Source organism: Vibrio sp. 10N.222.55.C7, assembly GCF_041473335.1.
GTDB classification, from domain to species: domain Bacteria; phylum Pseudomonadota; class Gammaproteobacteria; order Enterobacterales; family Vibrionaceae; genus Vibrio; species Vibrio crassostreae_C.
Genome location: NZ_JBFRSC010000017.1, coordinates 20,106 through 43,164, shown reverse-complemented (window position 1 = coordinate 43,164; position 23,059 = coordinate 20,106). Strand labels below are relative to the sequence as shown.

General features: G+C 44.1%; 23 protein-coding genes. 8 read left to right on the top strand and 15 right to left on the bottom strand.

Annotated elements, in window-relative coordinates; genetic code table 11:
* Positions 1–77 precede the first annotated feature (77 nt).
* The 5 genes from AB4482_RS05960 to AB4482_RS05940 all read right to left on the bottom strand — a co-directional run bounded on the left by AB4482_RS05960 (position 78) and on the right by AB4482_RS05940 (position 5,206).
* Positions 78–1,091, bottom strand: coding sequence for a manganese-dependent inorganic pyrophosphatase (locus tag AB4482_RS05960; RefSeq protein WP_017062680.1), 1,014 nt, complete (start codon positions 1,089–1,091; stop codon positions 78–80).
* A 442-nt stretch (positions 1,092–1,533) separates the two neighbouring features.
* Entirely contained in the window at positions 1,534–1,959 is a 426-nt protein-coding gene (locus tag AB4482_RS05955; RefSeq protein WP_017068116.1) for a septal ring lytic transglycosylase RlpA family protein, read from the bottom strand.
* 335 nt (positions 1,960–2,294) lie between these two features.
* A complete protein-coding gene (locus tag AB4482_RS05950) occupies positions 2,295–2,786 on the bottom strand; it encodes a VOC family protein (protein WP_372180674.1) in 492 nt (163 codons plus the stop codon).
* 246 nt (positions 2,787–3,032) lie between these two features.
* On the bottom strand, positions 3,033–4,409 hold the full coding sequence (locus AB4482_RS05945; protein WP_372180672.1) for a uracil-xanthine permease family protein: 1,377 nt from the start codon (positions 4,407–4,409) through the stop codon (positions 3,033–3,035).
* 305 nt (positions 4,410–4,714) lie between these two features.
* Positions 4,715–5,206, bottom strand: coding sequence for a VOC family protein (locus AB4482_RS05940; RefSeq protein ID WP_017065261.1), 492 nt, complete (start codon positions 5,204–5,206; stop codon positions 4,715–4,717).
* 472 nt (positions 5,207–5,678) lie between these two features.
* On the opposite strand from AB4482_RS05940, the gene ahpC reads away from it, so the two are divergent.
* Together ahpC and ahpF are read left to right on the top strand one after the other, a co-directional pair.
* Positions 5,679–6,236 carry an alkyl hydroperoxide reductase subunit C gene (ahpC, locus tag AB4482_RS05935; RefSeq protein WP_016798107.1) on the top strand — a complete coding sequence of 186 codons (558 nt, stop codon included), beginning with the start codon at positions 5,679–5,681 and terminating at the stop codon, positions 6,234–6,236.
* A gap of 197 nt (positions 6,237–6,433) precedes the next feature.
* A complete protein-coding gene (gene ahpF, locus AB4482_RS05930; protein WP_372180670.1) occupies positions 6,434–8,026 on the top strand; it encodes an alkyl hydroperoxide reductase subunit F in 1,593 nt (530 codons plus the stop codon).
* Positions 8,027–8,162: 136 nt separating this feature from the next.
* On the opposite strand, the gene AB4482_RS05925 is transcribed toward ahpF, so the two are convergent.
* A complete protein-coding gene (locus AB4482_RS05925) occupies positions 8,163–8,762 on the bottom strand; it encodes a LysE family translocator (RefSeq protein ID WP_372158960.1) in 600 nt (199 codons plus the stop codon).
* A 122-nt stretch (positions 8,763–8,884) separates the two neighbouring features.
* On the opposite strand from AB4482_RS05925, the gene AB4482_RS05920 reads away from it, so the two are divergent.
* Positions 8,885–9,370: an Lrp/AsnC family transcriptional regulator gene (locus AB4482_RS05920; protein WP_102320540.1), complete on the top strand. Its 486-nt coding sequence runs from the start codon at positions 8,885–8,887 to the stop codon at positions 9,368–9,370.
* Positions 9,371–9,482: 112 nt separating this feature from the next.
* Here AB4482_RS05920 and AB4482_RS05915 read toward each other — a convergent pair whose 3' ends face one another.
* Both AB4482_RS05915 and AB4482_RS05910 read right to left on the bottom strand, forming a co-directional pair.
* On the bottom strand, positions 9,483–10,985 hold the full coding sequence (locus tag AB4482_RS05915; protein WP_372180668.1) for an arylsulfatase: 1,503 nt from the start codon (positions 10,983–10,985) through the stop codon (positions 9,483–9,485).
* A gap of 9 nt (positions 10,986–10,994) precedes the next feature.
* Positions 10,995–11,384, bottom strand: a complete 390-nt coding sequence (locus AB4482_RS05910) for a DUF4345 domain-containing protein (protein WP_017071827.1) — start codon at positions 11,382–11,384, stop codon at positions 10,995–10,997.
* Between the two features lie 138 nt (positions 11,385–11,522).
* Between AB4482_RS05910 and AB4482_RS05905 the strand changes: the two genes are divergently transcribed.
* On the top strand, positions 11,523–12,293 hold the full coding sequence (locus AB4482_RS05905; protein WP_102320542.1) for a DUF481 domain-containing protein: 771 nt from the start codon (positions 11,523–11,525) through the stop codon (positions 12,291–12,293).
* A gap of 111 nt (positions 12,294–12,404) precedes the next feature.
* Here the strand turns inward: AB4482_RS05905 and AB4482_RS05900 are convergent, their stop codons facing one another.
* The 5 genes from AB4482_RS05900 to AB4482_RS05880 all read right to left on the bottom strand — a co-directional run bounded on the left by AB4482_RS05900 (position 12,405) and on the right by AB4482_RS05880 (position 16,511).
* A complete protein-coding gene (locus AB4482_RS05900) occupies positions 12,405–12,824 on the bottom strand; it encodes a globin (RefSeq protein ID WP_017071826.1) in 420 nt (139 codons plus the stop codon).
* Between the two features lie 136 nt (positions 12,825–12,960).
* Positions 12,961–13,341: a VOC family protein gene (locus AB4482_RS05895; RefSeq protein ID WP_102393686.1), complete on the bottom strand. Its 381-nt coding sequence runs from the start codon at positions 13,339–13,341 to the stop codon at positions 12,961–12,963.
* 146 nt (positions 13,342–13,487) lie between these two features.
* Positions 13,488–13,937, bottom strand: coding sequence for a redox-sensitive transcriptional activator SoxR (gene soxR, locus AB4482_RS05890; protein WP_372180667.1), 450 nt, complete (start codon positions 13,935–13,937; stop codon positions 13,488–13,490).
* A 164-nt stretch (positions 13,938–14,101) separates the two neighbouring features.
* Positions 14,102–14,623: an NADPH-dependent FMN reductase gene (locus AB4482_RS05885; RefSeq protein WP_017062187.1), complete on the bottom strand. Its 522-nt coding sequence runs from the start codon at positions 14,621–14,623 to the stop codon at positions 14,102–14,104.
* 325 nt (positions 14,624–14,948) lie between these two features.
* The gene (locus AB4482_RS05880) at positions 14,949–16,511 is read right to left on the bottom strand and encodes a glutamate synthase-related protein (RefSeq protein WP_372136616.1); all 1,563 of its coding nucleotides are present in this window, start codon (positions 16,509–16,511) and stop codon (positions 14,949–14,951) included.
* Between the two features lie 435 nt (positions 16,512–16,946).
* Between AB4482_RS05880 and AB4482_RS05875 the strand changes: the two genes are divergently transcribed.
* Both AB4482_RS05875 and AB4482_RS05870 read left to right on the top strand, forming a co-directional pair.
* Positions 16,947–18,608, top strand: a complete 1,662-nt coding sequence (locus AB4482_RS05875; RefSeq protein WP_372137622.1) for an aminoacylase — start codon at positions 16,947–16,949, stop codon at positions 18,606–18,608.
* A 17-nt stretch (positions 18,609–18,625) separates the two neighbouring features.
* Complete coding sequence (locus AB4482_RS05870) at positions 18,626–19,012, top strand: hypothetical protein (RefSeq protein WP_017071821.1); 387 nt, start codon at positions 18,626–18,628, stop codon at positions 19,010–19,012.
* Positions 19,013–19,071: 59 nt separating this feature from the next.
* On the opposite strand, the gene AB4482_RS05865 is transcribed toward AB4482_RS05870, so the two are convergent.
* Positions 19,072–19,980, bottom strand: coding sequence for a LysR family transcriptional regulator (locus tag AB4482_RS05865; RefSeq protein WP_017039121.1), 909 nt, complete (start codon positions 19,978–19,980; stop codon positions 19,072–19,074).
* Between the two features lie 583 nt (positions 19,981–20,563).
* On the opposite strand from AB4482_RS05865, the gene AB4482_RS05860 reads away from it, so the two are divergent.
* Both AB4482_RS05860 and AB4482_RS05855 read left to right on the top strand, forming a co-directional pair.
* Positions 20,564–21,775, top strand: a complete 1,212-nt coding sequence (locus AB4482_RS05860; RefSeq protein ID WP_017039122.1) for a carbohydrate porin — start codon at positions 20,564–20,566, stop codon at positions 21,773–21,775.
* Positions 21,776–22,061: 286 nt separating this feature from the next.
* Positions 22,062–22,220, top strand: coding sequence for a hypothetical protein (locus tag AB4482_RS05855; protein ID WP_198926809.1), 159 nt, complete (start codon positions 22,062–22,064; stop codon positions 22,218–22,220).
* Positions 22,221–22,436: 216 nt separating this feature from the next.
* On the opposite strand, the gene AB4482_RS05850 is transcribed toward AB4482_RS05855, so the two are convergent.
* Positions 22,437–22,994, bottom strand: coding sequence for a DUF1439 domain-containing protein (locus AB4482_RS05850; protein WP_017065247.1), 558 nt, complete (start codon positions 22,992–22,994; stop codon positions 22,437–22,439).
* Positions 22,995–23,059: the final 65 nt, after the last annotated feature.

Here is a 23,059-nt window from a genome sequence, read left to right as displayed (position 1 = left end):
CGATGAACCTTAAAAAAGGGATTGGTATCTCTACCAATCCCTTCACTACTTATTTATAAAGTAACGGCTCTTACTCTCTACAAGCTCTCAATTGCCTTTTGAACTGCAGGGCCAATCTGGCGCTTACGCGAAGTGACACCTTCCAAAGTCAGCATGTCACTTGTTGGTTCAGCGTTGAAAGCCGATTTGATGACTTGATAGTCGCTTTCATCCACCCACAATAAGTTCGCTTCTTTGTTCTTGGTATCTGTGATTGAAAAGAACAGATGGTCTAGCCCGTTCTCTTTTTTGTAAGTCTTCATTGCTGCTAGAAGATCGTCTTTACGGTCAATCAGTTGTTGAGCCATTAGTGTTTCAGCAACACCGATACCCACCTGTTTGCCACCGTACTTAAAGTTTTTGTAATCCAGCGTCAGAATGGTTTCAGATGAAAGGTGGCTAAGATCTGACTTAGCAACCAACATCTGTTGACCGAAGTCTTCGATATCTGAAATGCCTGCAACCTTCGCCAGCTTCTCTGCGTATTCACGATCATGATCTGTTGTAGTTGTTGATTGGAATACCACTGTGTCAGAAAGAATCGCACCCAAGCCAACACAAGCGAGGTGTTTAGGTAATGTCACATCGAGCTTTTCAGCATTGTCAGCCAGTATAGTTGCAGCTGAACCCCAACCTCGGATATCCATCTCGACAATCTGCGGGGTGTTAATTGGAGAGCCACCAATCGCATGATGATCGACCACTGCCACAATGGATGCTTGATCAATAGTTGGTGCTAATTGAGTCACTTGGTTGAAGTCAACCAGCCCCACTCGGTATGAAGAGTAATCTGTCTCTACACGTGGAGATTCTGCATTACAGTAGTTCAAGATAAACGTCGATTCAGGATTAATCGGCTCAGGCACTGTCGCCGTACCACCATAAATATGAGCCGCGAGCATCGCAGACATTACCGTGTCGCTGTCTGGGCTTAGGTGCCCTGTCCATACGAGATCTTCACTGTTTTCATTGGCAGATTGTTGCAAGCTAAAAGCAAAACTTGCTGAACTGAAAGACATAATTACGGCTGCAACGACAGGGGTTAGCTTCACGGGTATTTCCTTATTTAAATGCGATATAGAAGCCCATAAGCTAAACACCAAAAATTTCAGAACCGTGTAACTAATATTTCAGTTTTACTTCAGTAAGTAACTAAATGTAATTGCCCTTAGGCTTTCACTGTTAATCACACCAAAGCTCAACTTGGATTAGGTTAGCTTTTCATTATTTCACAATGAATTTCAATGAACCCTAATGATAAGAAAGCTAAGACACTGATTTATTGACCACATAACATCATCAACCCACATACTGAAAATAAGATAATCTTATTAAAAATGGATTATCGAAAGGCACAAAAAAGGCTGCAAAAGCAGCCTTATCGAGTAAGCATAAATATGCTATTCAATCATCGAGATCGAGGTTTTTTTCCTCCCCTTCCCGTTGCTGGTAAGGGAGCGGAGATGTACACCAAGGGGAGGTTAGGAGGGGATTCTAGTGTTTGTATCGAAAGGTGTTGCTGTCATCAATAATCTCAATTTTGACTTTTACTACGCCTTTCTTAACGTCACCAATTTGAGAAAATGCTTTGTGGGAAAGGTCAATCACTCGGCCTTTTACGTAAGGGCCTCTATCGTTAATTTTGACATCGACTGACTTGTTATTGGCTGTATTGGTCACTCTCACGATAGTCCCAAATGGCAAGGTTTTGTGAGCGGCTGTATAGGCGTTTTTATTATACGTTTCACCACTTGCCGTCAGTTTTCCATGGAATTTATCGCCATACCAAGAAGCCACTCCCACAAGCGCATGTGAATTGGCATAGCCCTTTGTTTTTGAAGTATCGACGGCCGCATGTGACGAGCATCCGGCAAGCAAAGTAATAAGAAAAGCGGCAAAGATAAGGTTTAGTTTTTTCATGCTATTTCAGTAGATCTTCTTCATGTAATGTTTATCTATTTTCATTGTAGTGCGGTTCAGCAGTATTGAACTGAGTATTATGAGTTCTCAGCGAAGGCTATCACTAGTGTGATTCCGCAATGTTTTCATGAAGCACGCTCGCTTCAGTCATATTCATGAAAGGTTTTATCTTCAAAACGTCAACTTTAACAATGCCTTAAAGTTGTTGATTTATTAACCACCACCACATGATGGAGCACTTAAAAAGCACACAAACAAAAAAAGGATTGGTATCTCTACCAATCCTCTTTAGGGGGTGTTTCGGTTTATCTACCTTATGGAAGGTAGTAACGCGATTACTCGTAATCAGTCGCGTACGTGTCTTCGTATGTGTGCGAGTAGAACTCGAACAGGTTGCCAAACGGGTCTTCTAGGTAAACCATTTGTGCTTGTTTTAGTTCGTCTTCTGGGTGGTAGCGCATGATGTCCATACGAACCTTACCGCCAAACTCTTCAACACGCTTAATCGCTGAATGAAACTGCTCTTTTGGAAGCTGCAGACAGAAGTGGAAAATGCCCAGGCGAGAGAAATCAACGTTGTGACGCTCTTCACGGTCAACCATTTCGAACATCTCAACACCGATACCATCTGAAGTGACTAGGTGAGCAATGTTGAAACCTTTAAAGCCTTCACCAAATACTGCAATACACATGCGGCCGATTGCTGATTCGCGCTCTTCCATCACTTTAGTGTTGTTCATTACGATTCTTAGACCTAGCGCTTTTGTGTAAAACTCGACTGCTTTGTCCATGTCGCCAACCATGATGCCTACGTGATTCATTTTCATAACTTTCTCCAAATTCTCTTTAATTCTGTATTTTTCGAAGACTCGCTTCGGTGTTTCGTTTCGATGGAGAGAGTATATGGAGATACGACGATTAACTGAAATTATCATAATTTATATTAATGATAATTTTATGTTATTTACCAAGTTAAGTGAGATGCCAACACGTCACACAATAAGTTAAAGTTGAGAGCCACATATGTCATGTGGCTCTAGTTAAACATCCTTAGTTCAGCACGAAGAAGCCCGTTACGCTTTACTGGTCTGTACGACGTTCGAAATCTGCTTGGCTTTTGTTTCAGGCACCAAAGACATCAACCCGGTAGTCACAAGCGCGGCAATACCAGACATGGTTACAGGTGAGCCAAATATGCTTTGCACTAGCTTGGGCGCTTCTTTCAATAAATCCGGCACTAGCATCACCCCAAGCCCTAAGCCTAGTGAGATGGCAATCGTCATAATTCTGCGGCGATCCAGTTTTTCATTGGCGATGATTTTGATGCCCGCCGCAGCAACCGTACCGAACATCACTAATGTCGCCCCGCCCAATACTGGCTTTGGAATCGTCATTAAAACCGCACCTAAGATGGGAAATAACCCTAACAGAAAAAGAATCGCGGCAATGAAGTAGCCGATGTAGCGACTCGCGATCCCCGTAAAATGGATCACACCGTTGTTCTGGCTGAAAGTCGTGTTCGGAAAAGTATTGAATACCGCTGCGATGAGCGAGTTCACACCGTCACCTAGCACGCCAGCCTTGAGTCGATTGATGTATTTTGGCCCCTTAACTGGCTGCCCTGAGAACATACTGTTGGCGGTAAGGTCACCCGTGGTTTCAATAACGGTAATCAAGTAAATAAAAGCGATAGGCAGGAAGGCTTGCCAATCAAAAGCGAAGCCATATTTAAATGGGACAGGAATACTCAATAGCGGTTGAGAAGCAAAAGAAACCATAGACGCTTTACCCATCAAAATGGCCACGCCCCAGCCAACTACCAACCCAACTAAAATCGACGACAACCTAACCATATTATTGTTGCTCAGGTTAAGCGCGACTATGGTTCCGAGCACAATCGCACCCAGCATCAGATTGCTTCCAGAGCCAAAATCTTCGGCGCCAACACCACCAGCAATATCTGTGACGCCAACTTTAATCAAAGAGATACCAATCGTGGTGATAACGATTCCGGTCACAACGGGCGTGATCACCACTTTCAGCTTTTCGATAAAACGCGATAGGACAATTTCGACAAACGCACCGAAGAAGCAAACACCAAAAATGGTCGCCAGCATTTCATCCGGACCACCGCCATTCGCTTTAACAAGGAAGCCCGCACCTAATACAGATCCTAAGAACGCAAAGCTGGTTCCTTGGACACAGATCATCCCTGCGCCAACTGGCCCTATTTTTCTAGCTTGTATAAAAGTGCCAACCCCAGACACCATCAGTGCCATGCTGATCAAATAAGGGATGTGTTCACCCAACCCTAAAACACCGCCAATAATGAGCGTGGGTGTGATAATTCCAACAAAGCTGGCTAATACATGCTGCAGCGCCGCGTAACTGGCTGCTTTGACTGATGGTCGATCGTCTAATCCGTAGATCAATTCACTGTTCTGTTCCATGTGACTTCCTTTATGTATTTTTTATTGTATACAATTTACATAAAGACAATAGAGCAACATATATGCCAATGGTTTAACATCATACTTATCAATCAGTTAAGTTTCATCTCTAGCCAATGCTGCACTATAGAGCAACACAGTCGGCTTGTTTTAGTGCAACGAAGAACACACAAAGCACTCGTTTGCTCTAGTTTACTCGTTACCTCTAACCAAATACCGCAGACACAAAAAAAGGATTGGTATCTCTACCAATCCTCTTTAGGGGGTGTTTCGGTTTTCTACCTTATGACAGGTAGATAACACTATTACTCGTAGTCAGTCGCGTAAGTGTCTTCGTATGTGTGCGAGTAGAATTCGAACAGGTTGCCAAACGGGTCTTCTAGGTAAACCATTTGTGCTTGTTTTAGTTCGTCTTCTGGGTGGTAACGCATGATGTCCATACGGACCTTACCGCCAAACTCTTCAACACGTTTAATCGCTGAATGAAACTGCTCTTTTGGAAGCTGTAGACAGAAGTGGAAGATGCCTAGACGAGAGAAGTCAACTTCGTGACGCTCTTGGCGCTCTTTCATTTCGAACAGCTCAACACCGATACCATCAGATGTTACTAGGTGTGCAATGTTGAAGCCTTTAAAGCCTTCACCGAACACAGCGATACACATGCGGCCGATTGCTGATTCGCGCTCTTCCATCACTTTGGTGTTGTTCATTACGATTCTTAGACCTAGAGCTTTCGTGTAAAACTCGACTGCTTGGTCCATGTCACCCACCATGATGCCTACGTGATTCATTTTCATAACTTGCTCCAAATTCGTTTTAAATTCTGTGCTTTTCGAAGTCTAGCTTCGGTGTTTCGTTTCGATGGAGAGAGTATAGGTACATGCGTTAATTAACTGAAATTATCATAATTTATATTAATGATAATTTTTTGTTATTTACAGTTTGATATAACAACTCAACTCACGCAAAGAAACCATACCGAACCCTACCTACATAGACACATAGATACACACACCAATAGAGATAAGCCCAATGTAGAGAACAACCTAAAGAGCATAGCTACTTAAATTGGGAGTTGTTGATGTTTGATGGCTTTTGTTAATTGTTTTTGTTGATAGCTTTTACCGATAGCCTTTTCCTTTCGAAGATAGGATTCGCCTATTGAATCTATAGAAATGTCCGATTTCACTAATTTTCGGTGGCAATGCAATATATCTACATCGACGCGGGATAGCGTTAAACACTATAAATTAGAAAGAGAGTCAAATCATGATCAACACAGAAATCAAACCATTCAACGCAACAGCATTCAAAAACGGCGAATTCGTAGAAATCACTGAGCAAGACGTTAAAGGCAAGTGGGCTGTATTCTTCTTCTACCCAGCAGACTTCACGTTTGTATGTCCAACTGAGCTAGTTGACCTACAAGACAAATACGCAGAGCTTCAATCTCGCGGCGTAGAAGTTTACTCAGTATCAACTGACACTCACTTCTCTCACAAAGCATGGCACGATACTTCTGACAAAATCGGCACTATCGAATACTTCATGGTAGGCGACCAAACTGGCAACATCACAAATAACTTCAACGTTATGCGTGAAGGTCAAGGCCTTGCAGACCGTGCAACGTTCCTAATCGACCCTGAAGGCGTTATCCAAGCAATGGAAATCACAGCTGAAGGCATCGGCCGTGACGCAGAAGACCTACTACGCAAGGTTAAAGCAGCACAATACGTAGCCGCTAACCCAGGTGAAGTTTGCCCAGCTAAATGGAAAGAAGGCGAAGAGACTCTAGCTCCATCTCTAGACCTAGTAGGCAAGATTTAATCTAAGCCTAGCTAACAAGAATAGCTAAACGGTTCTACAGGCGCGCTTCGGCCCCCTCCTAAAGGGCAGTCGCGCGCCACCCTTTCAAAACATAAACACCACAATATTTGCCGACTTGCGCCCCCTTTTTATTTTCCTTTTTCAGCAAGAAGGTATTGGTCAATACCAAGACACAGAATTTAAGAGCAGGCACGATTATGTTAGATCAAGCAATGAAGCAGCAGCTAAAAGCATACCTAGAAAACCTAAAAACCAATGTTCAGTTAGTCCTTAGCCTGGATGGCAGCGACACCGCAAACAAACTTCAAGATCTGGCGAGTGATATCGCTTCTCTCACTGACAAAATTGAAGTGACTCGCGATGATAGCGCAAGCACTCGCAGCCCTATCATGCAGGTGGTGAACCAAGAGAAAGGTACAGCGATTGGCTTCGCAGGTTTACCGATGGGTCACGAGTTCACCTCACTGGTACTGGCACTGCTTCATAGTGGTGGTCACCCTATCAAGCTTGAAGCTGACGTAATCGAGCAAGTAAAAGAATTAGATCAAGAGCTTAATGTCGAGATTTTCATCTCGCTATCATGCCAAAACTGTCCAGAAGTAGTTCAAGCGTTCAACATGATGTCGGCGATTAATCCTCTGATTAAGACAACCATGATCGACGGCGCAGCATTTCAAGACGAAGTGAAGTCTCGCGACATCATGGCAGTACCGAGCGTATTCATTAACGGTGAGCTATTTGGTCAAGGCCGTATGTCACTGGCTGAAATATTGAACAAAGTCGATTCAGGCGCAGCAGAAAAGAAAGCGGCAAACCTAAACCAACAAGCACCGTTTGATGTATTGGTTGTAGGCGGCGGCCCTGCGGGTTCTTCAGCGGCAATTTATGCGGCACGTAAAGGCATTCGCACTGGTGTTGTTGCTGACCGATTCGGTGGTCAAGTGATGGATACCATGGCGATTGAAAACTTTATCTCTGTGAAAGCGACAACTGGCCCTAAGTTAGTGGCAAGCCTTGAAGAGCACGTAAAAGAGTACGGTGTTGAAGTAATGACTGAGCAGCGCGCTGCAAACATCATTGCGGCAGAAGACACAGAAGACGGTTACATCCATATTGAGTTAGAAAGCGGTGCAACACTGCGAGCTCGTACGGTGATCACCAGTACTGGTGCGCGCTGGCGTGAAATGAACGTTCCGGGTGAGCAAGAGTACCGCAATAAAGGTGTCGCTTACTGCCCACACTGTGACGGTCCTTTGTTCAAAGGTAAGAAAACAGCGGTTATTGGTGGCGGTAACTCAGGTATTGAAGCGGCTATCGACCTAGCAGGTATCGTGGAACACGTAACTGTGCTTGAGTTTGCGGACACACTGCGCGCTGACCAAGTACTTATCGACAAAGCGAACGCAACACCAAACATCGAAATCATCAAGATGGCACAAACAACGCAAGTGATTGGTGATGGCAACCGTGTAACCGGTCTGGAATACAAAGACCGCAACACCAATGAACTTAAACAGATTGAACTCGCAGGTATCTTTGTTCAAATCGGCCTGATGCCAAACAGCGAATGGTTGAAGGGTTCGAAAGTTGAGCTCTCACCACGCGGTGAAATTGAAATTAACGCTCATGGCGCAACATCAATGAAAGGTGTGTTCGCAGCGGGTGACGTAACAACCGTACCTTACAAACAGATCATCATTGCGATGGGTGAAGGTGCAAAAGCAAGCTTAGGTGCATTTGACCACCTAATTCGTAACTCAGCTCCAGTTAAAGAGGCAGAAACCGCTTAATCTTTACACTGAAAAGCTTAAAGCTTTTAACTCAAGTTCCTTAAATATTTGTTAACTTAATTCTTTACTGTTAACGACTTAGTCGACATTTAGACGCCACTCCTATGGATTTAGGAGTGTTTTTTTTCTTTGTGATTTACGCCGGTTGATAAAGCATAAAGGCAACCACCATCGCTAAGCTTCCGCCCAAGCAACGGTTCACAAACATCATCTGTTTTGGTGATTGCAGTAGCTTTTTAAGCATAGTGCCGCAATACGCCCACACCAACATGCACGGTACACCGGTAATCACCATACCCGCGGTAATGGTCACGACTTGAATCAAGTAATCTGCATTCGGAGTGATGAACTGCGAAAACACGGTTAATGACGCTATCCAACCTTTAGGATTTAACACCTGCACCAACACACCCGACACAAAGCCTGAACGATTGTCGGTGGTGCTTTCTTCGATTTGCATATTCGCAATCGACCACGCCATGAACAGCAAATAAGCCGCACCCGCGTATTTCAAAATGCTGTATAGCTCTGGGTAAAGGGTAAATAGGCTCACCAAACCGACACTAGAACCCGCCAGTACGATGATGATGCCAACAGCGTTCCCAGAGATAAAAGGTAAAGTCGCAGCAAATCCATAACGACTTGAAATCCCAAGTAATGCGATATTGCCTGCCCCAGGGGTAATTGCAATTGATGTTGAAAATAGCAAGAACGCCAGCATTAATTGAGAGCTCATTTCCTCTCACTCCTAATAAGTAAAGTATTTATAGAGAGAGAGTTTACAGATTCGACTAGGAATTAAATTGCTATATAGGCTAATATTAATCCAAATTTGAGCAAGACTTTTCTAAAATAGCCATGAAACAGAAAGAATCCACCAAAGAAGTGTTAGATGACACAGATATCGCCATCTTAGAGCATATCCAGCAAGACGGACGCATGAGCAACAGCAAGCTCGCAGAGAAGGTCAACCTCAGCGAAACCCCATGCTGGCGTCGTTGGAAACGCATGGAGGAAACTGGCTATATCGATGGTTACGCCGCTAAGCTGAATCGTAAGAAATTAGGCTTTCATGTGGCTGGTTTTACCCTTGTAACACTAGGCAATCATGAAGTTGAAAACACAGAACCGTTCGAAGAGTTTGTCGCGGTAACCGATTGGATTCCAATGTGTCACTGCATTGCAGGCGGCGCCGATTACATGGTGCAAGTGTTGGCGAAAGATTTAGAAGAGTACTTTGAGCGTATTAGCTCGATTCGAAGAGTGAAAGGCGTGAGTGCGATTCAGTCCAACATCTCAGTAAAAGAGTTGAAAAACAGCTATCAGCTTCCTCTTGAGGACTAGTTCACTTCTTCTGATAGCCTTTTTCTTTTAGCAAAACAAAAGCCCAACACCCTAGGTTTCTAAAACTTAGGGGCTGAGCTTTGTTTATTTAGGTTCTGGAAGTGAGTGTACGCTAATTCCCCACACCACCGGTATTGTCTGGCTGAGTTTCTGGCGTCTTAGGTGGCCACTCTTTGAAGGTCGCTAGGTGTTGCTGTACCGCCGCTTGAGCAGGGCCAAATGCCCACATCTTCTGCCCCATCCATTTCAAGTACATACCCGACTCTTCAGCTGCTCGCTCGTAAGGATCACGACGCAGGTTGAACAGCAATGGCGCGTTAAGTTCTTCTTTCGGGCCACTCCAACCGTGATTCTGAACCACGAAATGCGCCTTCCAATCTCCTACTCGAACCGCTTGTAGCTTATCTCGTTCGTAGTAGTAAATCTCTTTACGATTCGACTCACCTTTTTCCGTCAACATATCGACTTGGTTATAACCATCGAGGTGTGCTTTAAAGCCATCGTGACCTTTTAGCATTTTCTCTTTCAGATCGGCAGGGCCACCCGCAGCTGCAACAAGTGTCGGTAGCCAGTCCATACCATCAAAGATGCCGTTACCCACACTACCCGCTGGAATCTTACCTGGCCAACTAACGAGAGCTGGAGCACGAACGCCACCTTCCCACGTAGTGCCTTTCTCACCGTGGTATGGTGTCATACCACCATCAGGCCAAGTCATGATCTCTGGGCCGTTATCGGCAGTGAAAATGATGATGGTGTTGTCAGCAATACCGAGTTCTTCCATCTTCGCCATCATCTCACCGACGTGATCATCAAGATCTTTCATGACCACTTCTTGGAGTCCCCAACCGTTTTGACCGAGCATCGCTTCGTATTCAGGTGACAGGTGCGTCCAAACGTGACCGCGTGATGGACAGTACCAAGTGAAAAATGGCTTATCCGCTTCAACCGCCCTTTCGATGAAGTTGATCGCGTGCTTATTTACTTCATCATCTAGTGTGCGCATACGCTCGATAGTTAGCGCGCCATCGTCTTCAATGGTTTGTCCGCCTTTGCCATCGGATTTCGCGTAAATCACATTGCGAGGCGCAAAAGCATCCAACGAACCGTCTTTTGGCCAGTCTGGATCTTCGGTGTATTCCATCGCATTCAGGTGATACAACCAGCCCCAATACTCATCGAAGCCGTGCATTGTTGGTAAGAATTCATCACGGTCACCCAAGTGGTTTTTACCAAACTGACCAGTCACGTAACCCATGGTTTTGAGAATTTCTGGTAGTGTTGGCGTATCCGCATGCAGCCCAACAGGCCCACCCGGTAAGCCCACCGTGTGCATACCCGTTCGCACTGGTAACTGCCCCGTTAAGAATGCAGAGCGCCCGGCCGTACACGATGGCTGCGCATAATAATCTGTGAGTAGCATGCCCTTTTCAGCAATACTATCGATGTTTGGTGTTTCACTACTCATCACACCATTGTGATAAGCACTCAGGTTTGAGATCCCAATATCATCCGTGAAGATAACAAAAATATTCGGTTGCTCTTGTGCTGACCATGCCGATAGCGAAAAGCTACTCAACACACTCATCACAACAAGGTGGAAAATCCTTTTCATAGAATGTCCTTATACTGTTTCAGATTGCTCTTTATGAATCATTTTTAAACCAACTAAACCAAAGCCCAACTCCAATATTAGATAAACAAAAAGTAGCCAATGCGGCATGCCATCCACCACCAAACTGATGACTCGTCCGGCAGCTAAACCCAACATGAATACCACCAAACTATAGAGCGCTGGCAGTCGATACTTTTTGAACAGTGCGCCAAACACCCAAAACAACGCCAGAGCCAAATAAAGCCCCATCACTGCACGAAAGATATGAGTAACGTTGATGGGTGTGGCGTCGATACCAAATAGATAGTCAAGAGAGACTACGGGGGCATAACCATAAGACAGTGCAATAGGTGTTAAACCTAAAACTGCAACGAACAAGAAAATACTCTGTGGCTTCATACCCTAACTCTTTTAACTTGGCTCATTTCAAAAAACATAGTCTACAATCAGCAATATACAAGTTGCATATATGAAAATTGCCCCCCGCAAGGCACATTCATAAACTTGCTACTTCACACAAAAGATAAGGATATCGATATGGCTAAATGGCGTTACCTAATCGCATCAGTATTAATGGCTAGTTCAACCGTAAGTGCGCAAGAAGCAAGTACACCGATGGATACAAAAAAGTGGCAACATAGTTTCGAAATCTACGCGCTCGCACTCAATATTCGTGGAGACAGCACCATTGGTAATTTGTCAGCAGATGTTGATGTTGATCCTTCATTCATCATGGATCATCTTGATATGACCGCAATGGTGCGTTTAGAGGGTGACTATGACAATCAATGGGGCTATTACATTGACTACAGCTTCATGAAACTAAGCGGAAAAACAAACTCGGTATTAGGATCCAACGCAGAGTTATTAAGAGGCAACCTTGATATCCGACAAGGTGTTTTAGATGTGAAGGGTTTTAAGCGCTACCAATACGATTTTGGCACGATTGATTATCTGTTTGGGCTTCGTTGGTGGGATAACGACATTGATACCAAGCTTTACGGTTCAGGTGGTAGGTTAAGTGTCGACCGATCACTTGATGAAGATTGGGTTGACTACCAAGTAGGTGTGAGATGGATAACGCAGATCAATAAGGATTGGAAGTTTCACGCAACCATTGATGCAGGGCTTGGTAGTGACACCAACTTTACCTCATCTCTGTTAACTGGCGTGCGATACCAGATAAACAGTTGGTCTGACTTAAATGTTGCCTACAAATCGACCTGGGTTGATTACGAAAACAAGGGGACCTTTGAATACGATACCGCATCGCAAGGGTTCCTGATTGGTTGGGCTGCTCATTTCTAGTCAAACAATAAGAGGTAAGCCTGATATCGTTAGGCTTACCTGACAATGTCAATCTTTCAAGAGTTAATGCCGGTTTTAACTAACGAACAAGCAAAACTACCCATCAACGACCTAGTTATTCACAGTGTTTGGAACTACGCACTCTTTCTTCATGATAGTTAAGCCGGCCTCGAGAGTTTCTGTCCAAGCTTGTTCGACGCTTTCATCGTAGTGAGGGTCATATTTTTTAACTGTATTGAGTAACGAATTGAACCACTCGTTGAGCTCAATCTCGGAAATATCCAGCCCTAGGTCTTTATGCCTTTTACCCAATTTCTTTACTGAGTTACGCACGCTTGGTAGACCAGCAGAGTTATAGATAAGAATGATCGAGGCTTTAAGCATCTTGGTTTGTTGCTCTAACCCTATATTTTCAAAACGTTCTGAAAACCTTGGGTTATGCTCGCAAAAATCAGCCAAAAACGTTTCGAGAAATTCTTGGTCAATCCGGCAGCGCTCAAAACTTTCATAAAACAGTTCGTTCGGTTTCATCTAGCCAGTCCTTTGCAAAATTTTGAGTTATCGGGAAGCTAACAAGTCCAGAGCCGCAACTTAGCCAACTCCGAACCATCAATATGATCTAAGTATACGCCACTGTGGCATAAAATGAACGATGGCATAACGTAAACTACGGCATAAAGTGCGTTGCACAAATCTTGTTTCCATCAGGATCGCGCAAATAAGCCATGTACAAGCGACGCTCGTCAGAACCTCTCGCTCCGGGGCCATTTTCAATGCTGGTACCGCCATTTTCGACGCCAACTCGATGCCACTCATCTACAACTTCAGGAGAAGACGCAAGAAAACCCACCGTCATGCCGTTGCCGTGAGTCGCAGGCTGACCATCAATCGGCTTCGTTAAGCCCAACACACCTGTTTGACTAACGTAAACACAGCGCCCTTTAGAATCAACAGAGCCTTCGCTATAACCAAGCACTTTCATGATTGGGTCATAAAAAGCCTTCGCGCGTTCAATATCTTCGGTACCGAGAAAAACATGGCTGAACATAACTAACCTCTTCTTCTATTGAAAGAACAACCTAAACTAGACCTATAATTCGTGTTTGTCTAGGCACGCTATTCGGTCACAACTGTTGCTTAACCCATTGAGCAAACACCTGAAACTTAGTTCGTTGCTCCATGCCTTTCGGGAACTCAGTTAGTCTGTTCAACAATTCGTTGTGCGCCCTGCCCTTGGTCATGCAAGATATCATCAGGATTTAGCAAGTTGCACTTTTGCATACTCAAGCATCCGCAACCGATACAGCCGGTTAAGTTCTCTTTTAGCGATTTAATCTGCGCCATTTTGCTGTCGAGTTGACCCTGCCACTTCTTAGCAACCCGCTCCCAGTCTCGCTTAGTCGCGGTATGGTTCATCGGCAGTGTCGATAATTCTTCGGTGATCTCTTCCAGCGTGAAGCCTATCGACTGCGCGACTTGTATCAAAGCAATTCTTCTCAACATCGCCGACTGATAACGGCGCTGATTTCCGTTAGTACGAATTGAAGCAATCAACCCCTTGGTTTCGTAAAAACGTAACGCCGAAGGAGCCACGCCACTGCGCTCAGCCAACTGGCCTATGGTGAGGTATACGATGTTTCTCATTACGACACTATCCTTGAGATCATAAATATTTAAAGCTTACTTTAACTTTAGAGTAGCGACCTATTGTTACCTTAACCAATTAATGTCCTTAAACTTTGACAACGGGCGCAATGAAAAGCAATCGTGAACATGGCTGCTTTGTTTTATTGTGGTGTTCTCGCTCTCTAAATCTGACTCATGATCGATTTCAGGCTCTCGGCCATTTCGGCATTGATGATCTCACCCGTTTCTACATTAAAGTTGTCGTAGAAACTTGGCACCGACATCGACCCCTTCACATCTGCATCAAAGTAAGGTGCCGAATTTACCGCAGACGACAACACAGAGTTTGCGCCGCCTGGGCCTGGTGATGTGGAGAGCATCACAACAGGTTTGCCTTGGTACACTTTCATGTCGATTCGTGATGTCCAATCAAACACATTCTTAAAGGCTGCGGTGTATGAGCCGTTATACTCTGCAAAAGAAATGACCACAGCATCTGCTTCGCCAATCTTGCTAAAAAAGCGTTGAGCGTGTTGATGAACACCTGAATCTTGCTCTCTTTTCTCGCTGTAAATTGGCATCTCGAAATCATTAAGGTCGAGCACCTCGACTTGCGCGCCTTCGACTAAACCTGCGGTGTACGCTGCAAGTTGTTGATTAATTGATGTTGTACTGTTGGTCGCGCCAATCGCTAATACTTTCATTGTTGATCCTTGTTCATTTTTCTCACCTTTTTGCACTCATGACTTCAATTACGGAGCTCAAAATTCATAACTGAAGATTCGTAACGTCTGTTTGATAACATCAAAACCTGCACTAGGCGACAAGGTGATAGATTGTGTTTTTAGATTGGGGATGATGATAAAACCTCAAGTTAACTTGAGGTAAAGCGATATTTTCAAAATATAGGAAATAGTTTAAAAACACTTATAAAGCAGTTGATTATGAAAGGTTTAACATAGGTTGGCATTACACAGGAAAAAGTCAGCACACCCAAAATACATTGAGTGTGCTTTATCGAAGTATTATTTACTTAAAGTGATTTAATGGACAGACACCAGAGTAAGCGACACCGGATAGCTCGGCCATTTCGCGATTCCATGTTGCCAAATCATGAGGGTTAAATTGATTCAAATGATCATGCCCACATGCCCTCGCCATCACTTGCATTAATTCTGTCGAGGCTTCAAAGAAGTTCTTAAGCTGGTTCGATGCTTTCTCGACATTCAAACGCTGACGTAAATCGGCTTTTTGAGTTGCAATACCAGCAGGGCAATTATTGGTGTTACACATTCTCGCCGCCACACAACCTATCGACTGCATGGCACTGTTTGAGATAGCGACACCATCAGCACCAAGCGCCATCGCTTTTACGAAATCCATCGGCACGCGCAAGCCGCCCGTGATGATCAATGTGACTCTGTCACTGACCCCTTGTTTATCGAGATACGCTCTAGCGCGAGCGAGTGCTGGAATAGTGGGAACACTGATATGGTCACGGAACATTTCTGGCGCCGCCCCTGTACCGCCACCACGCCCATCTAAGATGATGTAATCGGCACTGGCATCAAGCGCGAACTGAATGTCTTCTTCGATGTGATTGGCACTTAACTTAAAGCCAATCGGGATACCGCCTGTCACCTCTCGAACACGGTCGGCGAACTTTTTAAAATCCTCGACCGTGTTAAGGTCGACAAAGGTGGGTGGAGAAATCGCTGCCGTGCCCGCTTCAATGCCACGCACCTCCGCGATCTTGCCTATGTTCTTCGCGCCCGGTAAGTGCCCGCCCGTTCCGGTTTTGGCACCCTGCCCGCCTTTAAAGTGGAAGGCTTGAACGTTTTTGAGCTTAGCTTCATCGTAACCAAACTGAGCACTGGCTAATTCATAAAAGTAGCGAGAGTTCGCCGCTTGCTCTTCGGGTAACATACCGCCCTCACCGGAGCAGATACCCGTCCCTGCGAGTTCGGCACCTTTCGCCAATGAGACTTTTGCTTCTTCAGATAGCGAGCCAAAACTCATATCAGACACAAACAAAGAGATGTCCAATTTGAGTGGCTTCTTCGCTTTGGGGCCAATAATCAGTTCAGTTCCAACGGGCACATTCTCCAGCAAAGGCTTGGTGGCCATTTGCGCGACCATCACTTGAATATCGTCCCAGTGAGGCAATAGATGTCTTGGAACGCCCATGGAGGTCATTGGCCCATGATGTCCAACCTTGGATAAACCATCACGCGCCAGTTGATGAATAAACTCGACGGTAGGTTCTTCTTTGGTTGCGCTCGCAGCTGGCGACAAATCTGGCGCAGCCGCTTGAATGTGAACCTCCGGGCCTTCTTGCCCAACTTGTTCCGCTGTGAACTGTTTATGAGTGCCATCGCAGAAAGGAAGGTTGTTGGAATACTTACAGCGACAAAGGTAGGCGTCTCCGCTCTCTTCGGCGACAAAGCTTTTCGGTTTGAACCCCGTACCAGCATGAGAACCGTCACAAAACGGTTGGCTTTTCGATTTCCCGCAGGTACAGAAGTAATACTCTTCTCCCTCTGTCAGCTCGATTTTGACGGGTTTGTTATCCGCGATTACTGGACTCTTCATAGTTCGTTCACCTTTTCTTTTTTATGATTTGATGACTGAAGCGATGACTTGCTCGCAAGAATAAAGTAAAGGTGAGATACGCGGCTAATTCAATAAACGGATGAAGTAAAGCGACTCCAGTCGAAAGCCTGAATCACCATCAAACCGATAGCCATCGTGCTGATATTCATATCTTGGTTTTATGCCTCAACAATATCTATTCTGTCTAAATAATGGAAAACCACTTTTAAAGACCAACACCAAGGCTCTCATCATTAACTCAAGTTTTAAGTTTGTAGGGTTAGATCAGACAAACTGAAATTTTGTTATATAAAAATTGAGCTAGAATTATCTCAGCTTCCAAAGGTAAGCCAGAAATACAAACGGCAGTACGACAATTAATTTCAGCTGAAATAGGTAAACACTTTAACCTTTCCAGCAACAAAGAGAGAAATCATGAAAAAATCATTCAAGAAAGGCCGCATAAGCGGACTTGTTAGTATCGCATTGTGCCTAGGTGCGTCAGGTGCTTTTGCCGCGGATTACGACCTAGTTATCGAGAATGGACGAGTGATGGACCCTGAAAGCATGCTGGATGCTGTATTAAACGTCGGGATCAAAGATGGTCAAATCATCAAAATCACGGCAGAAAAACTCGACGGTGATGAGACAATCGATGCAACAAATCAAGTGGTTGCCCCAGGTTTCATTGATACCCACTTTCACTCGCTAGATGGTTTATCTATCAAGCTTGCAGCCCTAGATGGTGTAACAACGGGTATGGATCTGGAAGTCGGTGCGATTCGCGTCGGTGAGTGGTATGAAGAAAAAGCGGGTAAATGGCCACTGAACTACGGTACTGGTGTCAGCCACGAAGGAGCTCGTCTTCAAATCCTAGATCCTGAAGTGAAAATTACAGGCCCACATGATGCAACTACGATTCTTGGCTCGCTTCGAACTGAAGCGGCTAAAGACGGTGTGAGTGGCTGGTCTGAGACCAAAGCTGATATCGAGCAGATGAACCAAATCCTTTCTGTTCTTGATCAAGGCTTTGCAGAAGGTGCATTGAACCTAGCTTCAACAACCGCTTATATGAAAGATGGTTTGACGGCATTTGAGATGTACGAGTCCATGAAAGTCGCAGCAAACTGGGACCGATTTGTATCATCACATACCCGTTTTCACGCTAACCCTTCAAATCCAGAAGCACAGCTGGGTTTTGACGAAATCTTTACCAATGCGATGCTTCTCGACTTACCATTTTTGATGCTCCACAACAACGACTTCGGTTGGTGGGAAGTAGAAGAAAAGCTAAAGCTTGCACGAGAGAAAGGCTTAGTGATGTGGTCTGAATACTATCCATATGATGCGGCATCCACTGCGATTGGTTCATCTTTCCTTGTACCGGAGTCTGTGGAAGGGATGTACAACGCGAAGTATGAAGAAATGATGTACGACCCAACACGCGATAAATTTCTGACCAAAGAAGAGTATCTGGTCATTGCCGCTGAAGAACCGGGTCACTTGGTGGTTCTGTTTAGCCCTGCACGTAAAGATTGGATGAAATACTGGCTACAAATTCCAAACATGACCGTTGCAGCAGATTCTATCTATTCAGGTTTAGGTACTGATTCTTGGGATGCCGATCCAACAGAATATCAAGGTCACCCTCGAACTGCGGGTACTCGAGGCAAAGTATTACGTATGGCACGTGAAGAAGGCGTACCATTGTTATTCACACTTGCTCAAACGTCTTACTGGGCAGCAAAGCATCTAGGTGATGCGGGTGTTGAATCAATGAAAGTTCGTGGTCGTATGCAAGAAGGCATGGTTGCGGATATCACCATTTTCGACCCAGAAAACGTAACCGATAATGCGACTTACAAAGCCAAAGAACAAGGCAATCCAACAACCGGTATTTCTTATGTCATCGTAAATGGTGAGCAAGTGGTTAAAGAAGCTGAGTTCCAAAAAGTATGGGCAGGCCAACCCATTCGTAACACACCATCGGATGAATCGCGATTTGAAGGATTGAGCAAAGAAAAGTTCTTGGAAAACCTAACAGTACCAACGATTTCTATCGATGACTCGGGTGCCTCTGGCAATCCGCAACTATAGAAAAAAGTGAGGTAATCATGATCAAAAAGGCTATATGTGCATTGCTACTCACGGGTTCGTTTTCAGGAACGACAAGTGCAACTAGCATCGATGATATGGGATTTGATGTGTCTAGTTTTAAACAAACAGGACAACAAATATCTGTCAAAGAACCGAAAGCGCCAACGTTAGTTCAGGAGAGTAAACTGGCCTCATATGTAAGCGAAGTCGGCGTAGATGTCGCCAATTTGTCTCAGGTGCAAGTTGATGATTTGATCGGAAGTTATGACCAATTGCCATCAGCGATCTTTTGTGATGAACATCAAGAGTTCGAGATTCAGATATCAAGGACGAATATCTGGCAAAGAACGAAACTGATGAAGTTACGACAAGCGATTGGAGACGATCTACCTAACGCGCACTAATATGCCCTCATAACAGCCAGTGATTTTTACTGGCTGTTTTTTCATCTAATAAACCCAAGTTAGAAGTATTCATCATAAACGTGTTGGATGTATTCATTAGCAGCAGTAACGATAGATTCCCTTATCCCTTCAATATGTAAAGAATGTGGGCTCCATAAAGAAATGGGAACCTCTAAACCTTTTTTAATCTCAGTAGGCTTGAGCTCAACTAAATTCTGCTGCACAAATTCAGAGTAAATAACAGAGCGAGGAAGTAACGCCCAACCTAAGTCTAGCCGAACCAATTGGATCACAAGCGCAAGTTGGTCAACAAGCTCATAGTTAGCAGAAAGGGTGACTTTATCTGCCATCCCTTCATCGATTAATGATTTCAAGATTAACTGCTTAGATATTTTTAACTTAGAGAACAGTTCGTTTGGTGGCGTTTTACTCAGTTCACTGCCTTTACTTGCGAATGGGAGCAGCGTAAGGGTTTCTAGGTAAACCGCGTGAAAGCTATTCATCGCCCTACTCTCATGAGTATTCAAAAAACCGAAGTGCAGTGTCCCATCTTCAATCCCCTGCTCAATCTCCTTTTTATTCATGACCAGCATATTGACTCGACAACCTGGAAAGTCTTTTTGTAATTGCATTCTGATATCAGCCAAAATGAGCTGTGGCATAAAGCTTAGATAACCGATATTGATGGTTTCTGGTTCGCCTTGGGAGATGTTGAGCGCTATTTTATCAAAGGCTTTTAGCTGCTCAACGGCTTGCTTGGCATAGCGGTAAAGTAATTTACCTTCTTGTGTTGCTTCAACACTGCGACCTTTGCGCTCAAAGAGTGCGACATCAAGAATATCCTCTAAATTGACAACAACTTGCCCGATGGTACTACGGTGTTTATCTAGCTTAGCGGCAGCCTTGCTAAAAGATTTTTGCTCGTAAACCGTCACAAAGGTGGAGAGTTGCTCGAGGCTGAAATTCATAGATGACTCCAATATTCAAATAATGCTTTATTACTTTCAAATCAATCACTTTGACGTGATGAGTATAGACAGAACATGCATAGGTTACGACTTCCACCTCAAAAAAAACCAACAAGGTTCAAATAGTTTGTCTGATCACGTCAGACAATAGCAATTCTGAGTTTCCATTAAACGTTTATATCATTCCGGCTTATCTAAACAACCTATGTGAAATACCGATACGAATACAAATAAGACTTTATCCAAAGCGGTGGATTTGGCATCAACAACCAAACCGCGATTGGTGGTACTGCTGCGGTATTCCTGAACGTTAAAAACTGGCGACGATGGCACTTTTTTCACCTTCAATCCGGAATACACATATATCGACGGCGATCTTGAAAGCAGCACCTTGAAAACAACACTCCGTCTAGCAACACCTTTATCACAAGATAAATCTCGCTGGGGAGAGCTTAGAGTTGAGAACACTTATGGCGAAGTAACAATCAAGTTCAGTCATCCAATCCTAAAGTAGATACATCATTATTTTTGCACTCAGCGTATTTGATTAACCAAGCTGAGTCGTAATTACTAAGAGGTTAAAATGAAACATCTTTTGAATATGTCAACGATTGCTCTGATATTGGCATCAGGGGCAACAACCGCTGAAGTAATGTCAGTAGAGTCCTCGACTTCGCGTTCACATTACGATTCATGGAATGAAACCAAGCAAAACCTTCAAAAAGAGCATGGCTTACAGTTGGGCATGGATTACAACATGCTGAGTATGGGAGCGATTGATCCTCTTGGGGATGCATCTGCTGCGGCAGGAGCATTAAGAGTCTTTGGTCAATGGGATCTTATAGAGACAGAAGATGGAGACAAAGGCGGAATTGTATTCAAGTTTGAACATCGACATAAATACACAGAAAACTCCCCGAAAGAATACGGTTTGGCCGATCTCGGTTACTTAGGTTTTGCTCACTCCTTATATGGTGATCAAGGCTTTAGAACCACTCATTTATTTTGGCGTCAATCTCTACTGCAAGAACAGATGGTAGTTTACGCCGGTTTCTTAGACATGACGGATTACACCGATTTTTATGCGTTAGCTAGCCCATGGAATGACTTCAACAGTGGTGTGTTTACTTCCGGAAGTGGAACGATTGGTGGATTGCCTGATGGTGCACTGGGTGTTATGGCCGGCGGTTTTTTCTCAGATAGCATTTATGGCTCGGCCAGTATTCTTGATGCTAAAGGCAACGCTTCTGACTTAGTTGAAGGAGCCAAAGAGCTCTTTGACACAGGGGCCACTTGGAAAAGCTTAGAACTCGGTTGGACACCAAGTAAAGATATGCTGTTCATCAGCAATGCTCATATCAGCCTATGGCAGCGTGACGCAGTTGGAAACGATGATGAAGGTTACGGTATCAACCTGTCTCTATCAGGTTTAGTGGCTGAACGTTGGTTGCCTTTCATTAGGGCTGGATGGGCTCAAGATGGCGGAGCCATGTATGACGCCTCAGTAAGCGCCGGCTTTGGTTACATTCCTGCACAGAGAAACCAAGACATGTTTGGACTGGCAGTTAACTGGGCAAGCCCAATGGAGAGCACAACGCAAGGGTTGGACTTAGACGACCAATATACAACTGAAGCGTATTACCGAGCTCAAATCACACCATGGCTGCAAATTTCTCCAAGTGTGCAAGTTCTGAATCACACCGCGGTTGATCTGACCAATGGCTTCGACAACATCAATTTAATCCAGAATAAAACCGATGTGGTATTTGCCCTAAAAGCAAAATTCGAGTTCTAAATTAAACACACGTACAAATGATATTAAGGAAAATATCGTTATTAACCTTGCAGGAGTGCTAAATAAATTTCGAGTAAAAAATGAAAGTAAAAATATTCTTGGCGATACTCTTAGGTATGGCTTGTAATACTGCGACTGCGGAAGCAGAAAAAACAAGTAACGATCAAGTACAACGAATTATTCTTGTTCGACATGCCGAAAAGCCAGATGACGGCCTTGGTAACCATTGCTCCAACTGCGATCCAATATGGCATGCCCATCAACACACAATATGGTTGGAATGACTTTGAAGTTATTCTTAGATAAATACCGTAATGCAGATCTTTTACTGGCGTGGGAACACATCAGCATTGAAGTGCTTGTTACTTTGATTAAGCATCGCTTTGATAACGTTTACCCAATCCCAGAATGGCCAAATTCTGATTACGACATGTTTTTAAGTTAATCATCGATTGGAGTAAACCGAGTGATCTGACAATCAATGTTCATAAACAAAAGTTTGGAGACATCTCGACTGAATGCCCTAGCACCAAATAAGTTGCTGGTTAATGGCTTTTATCGAACAACAATCAGAAGAGTGAATTAACCTCAGCCCGAGTACACAATAACAAGTTACTCCGTACTCAGGCAAAAACTAGTCAACCTTTAATACAACAAGCCTCTAATCAAACAATTCGATAACCAATTTATTGTCTTTAATCACTAGATTGGGTTCCGATGACTTAATCAACGACTCTTGAACCTTGTTGCTGTCGAGTTTGTAAACCGGAGACTGGGACAAAGCAAAACCTATCATCGATACAGCTGGTTTGAGTAGTGTCTCTATTTCAGGCGAAAGCTGTTTGCCTTTTTCTTCAAAGCGCTCTAGTCGCAGCGACTTTAGATACACCTCGCCACTCTCCTTGTCGTATTCGGGAATCGCGCTGAACTCTAAGTCTAAATCCAACCCCATATTAGGCATATTGAACACTTGAACTTTTGCATTGGTATTCGCCAACACGGACACGCGTTGTGCATCGGCTCGACCAATTTGCACTTCTAGATCATCCACAGCCACTTGTGCGTACATCACACTTTGTACACCAACCTCTTGTTCTAGCATCACTGAGTCTTCAAGGTACTTCGTCATTTCTTGCTCGGTAATACTGTAGCTAACACAACCACTGAGCATCAGGGCTGTCACAGCTATAATCAAACGGTTCATTAACTTTGTTGTCATTGGAGATAGGCTCTTATTTTTTAAATGCATGGAACGGATGTTACCTCGAGATGATACTGTAAATT

What these genes read in the sequence shown, in the direction of transcription:
- AB4482_RS05865 (WP_017039121.1), bottom strand. Translation starts at nt 19,980, where the DNA reads ATGAATTTCAGCCTCGAGCAACTCTCCACCTTTGTGACGGTTTACGAG.
- AB4482_RS05940 (WP_017065261.1), bottom strand. Translation starts at nt 5,206, where the DNA reads ATGAAAATGAATCACGTAGGCATCATGGTGGGTGACATGGACCAAGCA.
- soxR (WP_372180667.1), bottom strand. Translation starts at nt 13,937, where the DNA reads ATGAGAAACATCGTATACCTCACCATAGGCCAGTTGGCTGAGCGCAGT.
- AB4482_RS05850 (WP_017065247.1), bottom strand. Translation starts at nt 22,994, where the DNA reads ATGACAACAAAGTTAATGAACCGTTTGATTATAGCTGTGACAGCCCTG.
- AB4482_RS05860 (WP_017039122.1), top strand. Translation starts at nt 20,564, where the DNA reads ATGAAACATCTTTTGAATATGTCAACGATTGCTCTGATATTGGCATCA.
- ahpF (WP_372180670.1), top strand. Translation starts at nt 6,434, where the DNA reads ATGTTAGATCAAGCAATGAAGCAGCAGCTAAAAGCATACCTAGAAAAC.
- AB4482_RS05900 (WP_017071826.1), bottom strand. Translation starts at nt 12,824, where the DNA reads ATGAAACCGAACGAACTGTTTTATGAAAGTTTTGAGCGCTGCCGGATT.
- AB4482_RS05920 (WP_102320540.1), top strand. Translation starts at nt 8,885, where the DNA reads ATGAAACAGAAAGAATCCACCAAAGAAGTGTTAGATGACACAGATATC.
- AB4482_RS05895 (WP_102393686.1), bottom strand. Translation starts at nt 13,341, where the DNA reads ATGTTCAGCCATGTTTTTCTCGGTACCGAAGATATTGAACGCGCGAAG.
- AB4482_RS05945 (WP_372180672.1), bottom strand. Translation starts at nt 4,409, where the DNA reads ATGGAACAGAACAGTGAATTGATCTACGGATTAGACGATCGACCATCA.
- AB4482_RS05905 (WP_102320542.1), top strand. Translation starts at nt 11,523, where the DNA reads ATGGCTAAATGGCGTTACCTAATCGCATCAGTATTAATGGCTAGTTCA.
- AB4482_RS05875 (WP_372137622.1), top strand. Translation starts at nt 16,947, where the DNA reads ATGAAAAAATCATTCAAGAAAGGCCGCATAAGCGGACTTGTTAGTATC.
- AB4482_RS05885 (WP_017062187.1), bottom strand. Translation starts at nt 14,623, where the DNA reads ATGAAAGTATTAGCGATTGGCGCGACCAACAGTACAACATCAATTAAT.
- AB4482_RS05955 (WP_017068116.1), bottom strand. Translation starts at nt 1,959, where the DNA reads ATGAAAAAACTAAACCTTATCTTTGCCGCTTTTCTTATTACTTTGCTT.
- AB4482_RS05950 (WP_372180674.1), bottom strand. Translation starts at nt 2,786, where the DNA reads ATGAAAATGAATCACGTAGGCATCATGGTTGGCGACATGGACAAAGCA.
- AB4482_RS05915 (WP_372180668.1), bottom strand. Translation starts at nt 10,985, where the DNA reads ATGAAAAGGATTTTCCACCTTGTTGTGATGAGTGTGTTGAGTAGCTTT.
- AB4482_RS05870 (WP_017071821.1), top strand. Translation starts at nt 18,626, where the DNA reads ATGATCAAAAAGGCTATATGTGCATTGCTACTCACGGGTTCGTTTTCA.
- AB4482_RS05910 (WP_017071827.1), bottom strand. Translation starts at nt 11,384, where the DNA reads ATGAAGCCACAGAGTATTTTCTTGTTCGTTGCAGTTTTAGGTTTAACA.
- AB4482_RS05880 (WP_372136616.1), bottom strand. Translation starts at nt 16,511, where the DNA reads ATGAAGAGTCCAGTAATCGCGGATAACAAACCCGTCAAAATCGAGCTG.
- ahpC (WP_016798107.1), top strand. Translation starts at nt 5,679, where the DNA reads ATGATCAACACAGAAATCAAACCATTCAACGCAACAGCATTCAAAAAC.
- AB4482_RS05925 (WP_372158960.1), bottom strand. Translation starts at nt 8,762, where the DNA reads ATGAGCTCTCAATTAATGCTGGCGTTCTTGCTATTTTCAACATCAATT.